Genomic DNA, 8,337 nt, shown 5'->3' on the forward strand with positions numbered 1-8,337 from the left:
GTGCAGGCGTATTGAGTAGAGAAAATAGTGAAGTTGCCAAAGCACTATTAATTCAGAGTTTAGATATAACAGTGGATATGGAAATCTGCGTAAGTGATGTCAACACCTACGAAGATGCCATCACATACGCAGCTGCCAGCTTCGAAGAAGATGAGTAATAGAGAGAACAATTAAATTTAAAAGGAGAGTATCTATATGAAAAAAAATTATCCTTGTGTGGAAGTAGATCTTAAAAAATTAAGGCATAATGTAGAAACAATCCTAGCAATGTGTAATAAAAAGCATATAGATGTTACTTCTGTAACTAAAGTGTTTTGTTCTGAGAGGACCATTGTAGAAGCTATACTTCAAGCTGGAGTTACGCAAGTTGCGGATTCTAGAATCTTAAACTTAAAAAAGTTAAAAGATTTAAATTGTACAAAGATGCTACTTAGAATTCCAATGATAAGCGAAGCGCATGAAGTCGTGAGGTATACCGATGTAAGCTTAAATTCAGAGATAGATACAATTAAGAAGCTCGGAGCAGCAGCAAAAGATTTAAATAAAATTCACAGTATTATACTAATGGTAGATTTAGGGGATTTAAGAGAAGGTGTAATGATTGAGGATGTAACTTCAACTGTGAGTGAAATAGTAAAAATAGATAATATTAAATTAATTGGACTTGGAACCAATGTTACTTGTTATGGTGGTGTAATTCCAGATGCAGAAAACTTAGGTGTGCTTATAAAGTTAAAATCTGATATGGAAGAAATCTTTAACTTAAAGTTACCTGTAATATCAGGAGGAAATTCTAGTAGTTTATATATGGTTATCAATGATACTATGCCGGAAGGAGTTAATCAGCTTAGAATTGGAGAATCAATAGTTCTTGCTAGAGAAACTTCTTTCGGGCTGCCAGTAGCTGATTGCTATGAGGATGTTTTTACACTGAGTGGTGAAATAGTTGAAATAAAGAGTAAACCAACAGTACCGACGGGTGTTATAGGGATGGACGCTTTTGGTAATAAACCTAATTTTGAAGACAAAGGAATAAGGAAAAGAGCTATTATAGCAGTAGGAAGACAAGATATAAGAGTAGAAGGACTAGTTCCAATAGACACCGATATAAGTGTTTTTGGTGCAAGCAGTGATCATCTAATTTTAGATGTAACTGATTGTAAAAAAGAACTAAAAGTTGGAGATATAATAGAGTTTAAAATAGACTATGGTTGTTTGCTAGCAGCAATGACTTCTCCATATGTTGAAAAGTACTACAATAACGTATTAAAATAGATTTAAGTGAGATTTAGAATTAAGAGGAGGAAAATATTATGAAAGACAAGATAAAGGTAGTAGTTTGGGGACTAGGCGTTATGGGTAGCGGTATTGCTACAATGGTATTAAGCAAAAAAGGATTTACTATCGTAGGTGCTATTGACATGGACCCGAGTAAGGTTGGCAAAAAACTTTATGAAGTATTAGGGGTTGCACCAAATGAAGATAATTCTTGCGTAGTTACAAAAAATGCTTCAGATGTTATAAAGAAAGGCTATGCAGATGTTTGCCTTATGGCTACAGCTTCATTTACAAAAGTTGTATTCCCATTAATAAAAATGGCTGCAGAAGCTGGCATGGATGTTGTAACAACAGCTGAGGAAATGTCTTACCCAAGAGCACTAAGTCCAGAATTATCAGATGAAATGGATAGAATTGCTAAAGAAAACAATGTTTCAATATTAGGAACTGGAGTAAATCCTGGATTTATTATGGATTTAGTTGCAATAATGCTTACAGGAGTTTCTGATACAGTTGAGAGCATAAATGCTACTAGAGTTAATGACCTTGCTTGCTTTGGCAAGGCAGTTATGGTTGAGCAGGGTATAGGCCTCAAAGAAGAAGAATTTATACAAGGCGTTAAAGACAATACAATAGATGGTCACGTTGGATTTTTACAATCCTTTGGAATGTTTGAAGAAGCATTCAATATTAAGCTTAATAATATTAGACAAGAAAAATCACCAATTTTAACAACTGTTCCACGTAGTACTGATATTGTTTCAGTAAAAGCTGGAGACGTTGCTGGATGTAAACAATTAGGATTTGCTGACCTAGGAGATAAATTATTTATCACAATGGAACACCCTCAACAGATAAAACCTGAAATGGAAAATATCGATACTGGAGATTATATTACAGTTAAAGGAGTTCCAAACTTAAACCTTCAAATAAAACCTGAAATACCAGGAGGAATCGCTACAATAGCTATATGTGTTAATATGGTTCCACTTGTAATGAATGCAGAGCCAGGACTCAGAACAATGCTTGATTTACCAGTTCCAAGAGCTATAATTGGTGACGTTAGAGATTTAGTAAAGTGCAAAAAATAAAATCTATTTTTATTATAGCAATAGGTATTGCCCTGGCATCTCAAATAAATATAAATTTTTTTGTGCCAGGGTTTATCATAACTCTTTCAGTTGTTATATTGCCTATTTTCCTTTATTTTTATAAAGAATTTAACCCTATAGAAATTCTCTTTGCAGTTGGGATCGTTTCTCCCCTCTATAGGGGGATATTCTTATACATTGGTAATAACGATATACATACTACTCTTGGATACATTGGCCCTGATGTTTTGTTTTATTTTACCTATGGTATATTGTTTTATTTGTTCTATTGGAAAAAGAAAAAAACAAGTCTAACAGATTTGTTTTTTTCAGCTTTTTTTTGTGACTTTCTTTCAAATATTCTAGAGATCAGCGTGCTGCTTCGTTTCAAAGGATATAGTTATATGTTGTTTCAAAATTTGGCGATTATTGCATTTGTAAGAAGTATACTTATGATATCTATAATATTGCTACTAAAATATTACAAGTTCTTACTGATAAAAGGTGAGCATGAAGAAAGATATAGAAAATTAATATTAATGACATCAAGTGTAAAAAGTGAAATCTATTTTATGAATAAAAATAATGCGGATATAGAAGATGTTATGAAAAAAGCTTATACTCTTTATAAAACTATATCGGAGAACAACTATTCTGGTGATTTAAAAGATCTTTCTCTCGATATAGCAAAAGATGTTCACGAAATAAAAAAGGATTATATCAGTGTTATAAAAGGTTTAGAAGAAATGGTTGGTAAAAAAACAGATACTGTTAAAATGGATATTGCAGATATGGTAAACATTATTGAAATGGACGTAGTGGAGTACATAAAAAGAAATAAATCTAATGTAAGTTTAAAGTTTGAGATAGAACATAATTTCAATGTAGCGGAACATTTTTATCTAGTTTCTGTATTGCGAAACCTTATTTACAATAGCATCGAGGCTATGGAAGAAATGAAAAATGGGTATATAAAAATTTCTATTAGTAAAAATGAAGAAGACTGCATTCTTCTTATATCAGATAATGGAAAAGGCATAAAAGAGAAAGATATTGAATTTATATTTAATCCGGGATTTTCAACTAAATTTAATACGGAAACTGGTGACATTTGTAGAGGCATTGGACTAGCTCATGTGAAAGGCATTGTTAATGATATTTTTGGGGGTACCATAGAGGTTCATTCCATTATAGGAAAAGGAACTGAATTTACGATTAAAATAAAAGAAGATAAAATGGAAGGTGATGCGCTGTGAGGTACTATATTGTCGATGATGATATAAGTATTGTAAGAATACTTACTAATATAATAGAAGAAAATAACTCATTTGAAGTTATAGGTAGCTCAAATAATGGAGAAACAGCGTTTAATCAAATACTTTTATTAAACCCTGATATTGTGCTTGTAGATTTTCTTATGCCTAAAATGGACGGGAATACTCTTGTACGAGAGCTTAAAATGTTAAAACCGGATATCTGTTTTATAATGATATCTCAGGTTTTAGATAGCGGACTCGTGGCAGAATCATATAAATCAGGAATAGAATTTTTTATAAAGAAACCTATAAATAAAATTGAAGTAGAAAAAGTAACCTCAAAAGTTTCAGAAAAAATTGAAATGCAAATGATGCTTGCGAGTATCAAAACAATGTTAAAAAGTTCTTCACAACCTGATAAAGATATAAATGGTGGCTTAAAAGAAATAAAGCATATTTTAGGTATACTTGGAATGCTTGGTGAAAAAGGAACAACCGATATAATCAAAATATGTACATATCTTATTGAAAACAAAAAATCTTTCTCAGAATGTAATCTAGAGAAAATATTTACGTGCTCTGGAGATAATTCAGATATTGTAAAACAAAGAATTCGAAGAGCAATTAAGGGTGGACTAGAGAATATGGCAAATCTTGGAATTGAAGATTATGGGAATGAAACTTTTTGTGCTTATTCAAATGTGCTTTTTAACTTTTCAAGCGTGAAAGCTGAAATGGACCATATAAAAGGCATAAAAAAGAATGGAGGGAAAATTTCTATAAATAAATTTTTTGAAGGTATTTTGCTCAATTGCGAAATTAATTAAAAATTGTAGGATCAGCCACAAGAAACATTTAGATATTTAAGTATTTTTTTGATGTAATTTGAGTATTTTCGAATTGATGCGTTTATAATAAAAAAAACTACAATAGTAGGAGGAATTTATTATGTTTAACTTAAGAAACAGAAACTTTTTGACGCTTATGGATTTTTCACCTAAGGAGATCAATTATTTCCTAGATTTAGCTAGGGATTTGAAAAGAGCTAAATATGCCGGTACAGAGACGCAAACATTGAAAGGTAAAAACATAGCATTGATATTTGAGAAGAGTTCAACAAGAACAAGATGTGCGTTTGAAGTAGGGGCACTCGACCAAGGAGCACATGTAACTTATCTTGGGCCTACAGGAACTCAAATTGGCAAAAAGGAATCTGTAGCAGATACTGCTAGAGTTCTTGGAAGAATGTATGATGGAATAGAATATAGAGGATATGGTCAAGAAATAGTTGAAGACCTAGGAAAATATGCAGGAATACCTGTATGGAATGGATTAACAACTGAAGACCATCCAACACAAATTCTTGCAGATTTTCTAACTATAAAAGAACACTTTGAAAAACCATTAAGTAGTATTGTGTTTGTATATGCGGGAGACGGAAGAAACAACATGGCAAATGCATTGATGATAGGTGCCGCTAAAATGGGTATGGATTTTAGAATCGTATCACCAAAGAGCTTATTCCCAGAAGCTGTATTAGTTTCAAAATGTAATGAAATTGTTAAAGAAACAGGAGCAAAAATTACTATTACAGATAACGTTTCTGCTGGAGTTAAAAATGCTGATGTGATCTACACAGACGTATGGGTTTCTATGGGCGAAGCAGACGAAGTTTGGGCATCTAGAATAGAACTATTAAGACCTTACCAAGTAAATATGGAAATGCTTAATAAGACAGGTAATAAAAACGTTAAATTCATGCACTGTCTACCAGCTTTTCATGATTTAAAGACTATCGTAGGAAAAGAAATATTTGAAAAATATGGTCTTGAAGGTCTAGAAGTTACAGATGAAGTATTTGAAAGTGAACATTCTATAGTATTTGATGAAGCAGAAAATAGAATGCATACAATCAAAGCAGTTATGGTTGCTACACTTGGTGATTAATATAAGGTAAATTAATTTAAAATATAATATAAAAGGAGAAATTAATATGGCAAGAATAGTAATTGCACTTGGGGGGAATGCCCTTCAAGCAAATCCGAAGGATACTACAGCAGAAGCGCAACTCGTAACTGCTAGAGAAACATCAGAGGCTATTGTAGATTTAATTGAAGAGGGGCATGAGGTAATTGTTGCCCATGGTAATGGGCCTCAAGTAGGTCAACTTGTAGCTACTTATGAAGCAGCAACTCTTATAGATAAAAACAACCCAATAATGCCTTTCCCTGAATGTGGTGCTATGAGCCAAGGCTATATAGGATATCACTTGCAACAAAGTATTAGAGCAGAGATGAGAAAAAGAGGGATAAATAAACAGGTTGCAACAGTAGTTACTCAAGTAATAGTTGACCAAAATGATCCAGGATTTAAGAATCCAACTAAACCAGTAGGTTCTTTCTTTACGCAGGAACAAGCTAAGATATTAATGACTGAAAAAGGATATGTAATGAAGGAAGATTCAAATAGAGGATGGAGACGCGTAGTTGCATCTCCTCTTCCAATGGATATAGTTGAAGAACCTATTATTAAAACATTAGTTGAAGCGGGACATGTTGTTATAACTGTTGGTGGCGGTGGCATCCCTGTAATTGACACGGGAAATGGAAATCTTGAAGGAGTTCCCGCAGTAATAGATAAAGATTTTGCTTCAGGTAAAGTAGCAGAGTTATTAAATGCTGATGCATTAGTTGTACTCACAGCGGTTGAGCAGGTTGCTATTAACTTTGGAAAGCCTGATCAAAAGAATCTTTCAAGCATAACTGTAGAAGAAGCTAAAACATATATTAAAGAAGGACATTTTGCTCCTGGTTCTATGCTTCCCAAAATAAGAGCAGCGATTACATTCGTTGAAGCAAAAGAAGGTAGAAAAGCTATTATAACATCACTAGGTAAAGCTAGAGAAGCAATAGAGGGAAAAGCGGGAACTGTGATAATAAACTAAATATTTATTCTACGCTTTTTAAAAAAAATGTTTAGCATTTGTGACATAAAAAACGAAGTATGAACATTTTGAGATTTGCAATTTTCGATGCAGTTTTATATAAAAAGGTTTAAATCATTCATGAACGAATCTTATAATGAAGAGAGAATGGGATTTATTAACGTGTAGAAATTCATAAGCGATAGAGTAACTCTGAAAAAGCAATATTTTATTTATTAATACATTGACATATTTTTTTATTAGTAGTATAGTGTGTAACAAGCAAATGCAAATTTAGAAAAGTTACTTATAATTTTAAAAGCTTTGATAGGGAAGAGTAGTCATTTTGATATTCTATAAGAGAGTGGGAGTAGGTGAAAGCCCATGAATTATCAAATGAAGAAAATCACCCTGGAGCTGCAGGCTGAAGAAAGTCTTTGACTTAAAGTAAGCTGTGCCGGCACTGCCGTTATCTAATTAAGATATAAATTGGGTGGCACCGCGAAAAGACTTCTCGCCCCAGGCGAAGGGTCCTTTTTTTATACAAAAAAATCATACGAATCAAGTGAAATTTGCTGATAAATAAGGCTTCAGTTAAGGTTAAAAAAATATTTTGATTTTTGTTGACAATCTATTTTTTTGATGTTAAAATACATAAAAAGTTGAAATAAATTACAAATTCACTAGGAATTAGTCGTTTGTGGAAAGGGAGACAAAATTTAAAAGTGTAAATAAAAAATAATTAGGGGGTATTAATAATGGCTAAAATGTATTATGAACAAGAATGTAATTTAGATAACTTAAAAGGAAAAAAGGTTGCGGTAATAGGATATGGTAGTCAGGGACATGCTCATGCATTAAACTTACATGAAAGTGGTGTTGATGTTATTGTTGGTCTTTATGTAGGGAGTAAGTCTTGGGCAAAAGCTGAAGAAGCGGGACTAACAGTTATGACTGCAGCAGAAGCAGCTAAGGCAGCTGATATTATCATGATACTCGTTAACGATGAAAAGCAAGGACAATTATACAAAGAAAGTATTCTACCTAATCTTACAAAAAATAAAGCTTTAGTATTTGCTCATGGTTTTTCCATTCATTTTGGCCAAATAGTTCCTCCATCAGATATTGATGTGTTCCTTATAGCTCCAAAGGGACCAGGACATACAGTTAGAAGCCAATTTTTAGAAGGTAGAGGAGTGCCATGTCTTATAGCTATACATCAGGACGCTTCAGGACATGCAAAAGAAGTGGCTTTAGCTTATGCTTTAGGAATAGGTGGAGCAAGAGCTGGCGTTATGGAAACTTCTTTCAAAGAAGAAACTGAAACAGATTTATTTGGAGAACAAGCAGTTCTATGTGGAGGTGTTACAGCGCTTATAAAAGCTGGTTTTGAAACTCTTGTAGAAGCTGGGTACCAACCAGAGATGGCATATTTTGAGTGCTGTCATGAAATGAAACTTATCATAGATTTAATAAACCAAGGTGGATTAAACATGATGAGATATTCAGTAAGTGATACTGCAGAATATGGTGATTATATAACAGGAAATAAAATAATAACTGCAGATACAAAAAAGGCTATGAAAGAAGTATTAACAGATATTCAAACTGGAGTTTTTGCTAGAGATTGGCTTCTTGAAAATCAGATTGGAAAACCATTCTTTAATGCAACAAAGAGAATAGAAAGTGAACACCAAATAGAAACAGTTGGTGCAGAACTTAGAAAAATGATGTCTTGGAATAAAAAATAATTTCAGTTTAATATTTACTAATACTTAAAATATAATAA

General features: G+C 32.7%; 7 protein-coding genes and 1 other annotated feature. All 7 genes read left to right on the forward strand.

Annotated elements, in window-relative coordinates; genetic code table 11:
- Nucleotides 1-195: 195 nt before the first annotated feature.
- The 7 genes from orr to ilvC all read left to right on the forward strand — a co-directional run bounded on the left by orr (nucleotide 196) and on the right by ilvC (nucleotide 8,299).
- Nucleotides 196-1,275: an ornithine racemase Orr gene (gene orr / locus JJE11_RS09790; RefSeq protein WP_291635039.1), complete on the forward strand. Its 1,080-nt coding sequence runs from the start codon at nucleotides 196-198 to the stop codon at nucleotides 1,273-1,275.
- A 38-nt stretch (nucleotides 1,276-1,313) separates the two neighbouring features.
- The gene (gene ord, locus JJE11_RS09795; RefSeq protein WP_291635041.1) at nucleotides 1,314-2,369 is read left to right on the forward strand and encodes a 2,4-diaminopentanoate dehydrogenase; all 1,056 of its coding nucleotides are present in this window, start codon (nucleotides 1,314-1,316) and stop codon (nucleotides 2,367-2,369) included.
- Nucleotides 2,357-3,625: an ATP-binding protein gene (locus tag JJE11_RS09800; protein WP_291635043.1), complete on the forward strand. Its 1,269-nt coding sequence runs from the start codon at nucleotides 2,357-2,359 to the stop codon at nucleotides 3,623-3,625. The genes ord and JJE11_RS09800 overlap by 13 nt, the downstream gene beginning before the upstream one ends.
- Nucleotides 3,622-4,452, forward strand: coding sequence for a DNA-binding domain-containing protein (locus JJE11_RS09805; RefSeq protein WP_291635045.1), 831 nt, complete (start codon nucleotides 3,622-3,624; stop codon nucleotides 4,450-4,452). The genes JJE11_RS09800 and JJE11_RS09805 overlap by 4 nt, the downstream gene beginning before the upstream one ends.
- Nucleotides 4,453-4,573: 121 nt before the next feature.
- Nucleotides 4,574-5,572, forward strand: a complete 999-nt coding sequence (gene argF / locus JJE11_RS09810) for an ornithine carbamoyltransferase (RefSeq protein ID WP_366927922.1) — start codon at nucleotides 4,574-4,576, stop codon at nucleotides 5,570-5,572.
- 46 nt (nucleotides 5,573-5,618) lie between these two features.
- Nucleotides 5,619-6,569 carry a carbamate kinase gene (arcC, locus tag JJE11_RS09815; protein WP_291635046.1) on the forward strand — a complete coding sequence of 317 codons (951 nt, stop codon included), beginning with the start codon at nucleotides 5,619-5,621 and terminating at the stop codon, nucleotides 6,567-6,569.
- Between the two features lie 294 nt (nucleotides 6,570-6,863).
- Nucleotides 6,864-7,073, forward strand: a binding site (T-box leader).
- A gap of 233 nt (nucleotides 7,074-7,306) precedes the next feature.
- Nucleotides 7,307-8,299 (forward strand): ketol-acid reductoisomerase, encoded by a 993-nt coding sequence (gene ilvC / locus JJE11_RS09820; RefSeq protein ID WP_291635047.1) that lies wholly within the window; start codon nucleotides 7,307-7,309, stop codon nucleotides 8,297-8,299.
- Nucleotides 8,300-8,337: the final 38 nt, after the last annotated feature.

Origin of the sequence: Clostridium sp., from assembly GCF_016650095.1 — a bacterium.
GTDB lineage: Bacteria > Bacillota > Clostridia > Clostridiales > Clostridiaceae > Clostridium_AD.

Bases quoted from the DNA above. Each gene is read 5' to 3' on its own strand.
- orr (WP_291635039.1), top strand. From the start codon at position 196: ATGAAAAAAAATTATCCTTGTGTGGAAGTAGATCTTAAAAAATTAAGG.
- ord (WP_291635041.1), top strand. From the start codon at position 1,314: ATGAAAGACAAGATAAAGGTAGTAGTTTGGGGACTAGGCGTTATGGGT.
- argF (WP_366927922.1), top strand. From the start codon at position 4,574: ATGTTTAACTTAAGAAACAGAAACTTTTTGACGCTTATGGATTTTTCA.
- arcC (WP_291635046.1), top strand. From the start codon at position 5,619: ATGGCAAGAATAGTAATTGCACTTGGGGGGAATGCCCTTCAAGCAAAT.
- ilvC (WP_291635047.1), top strand. From the start codon at position 7,307: ATGGCTAAAATGTATTATGAACAAGAATGTAATTTAGATAACTTAAAA.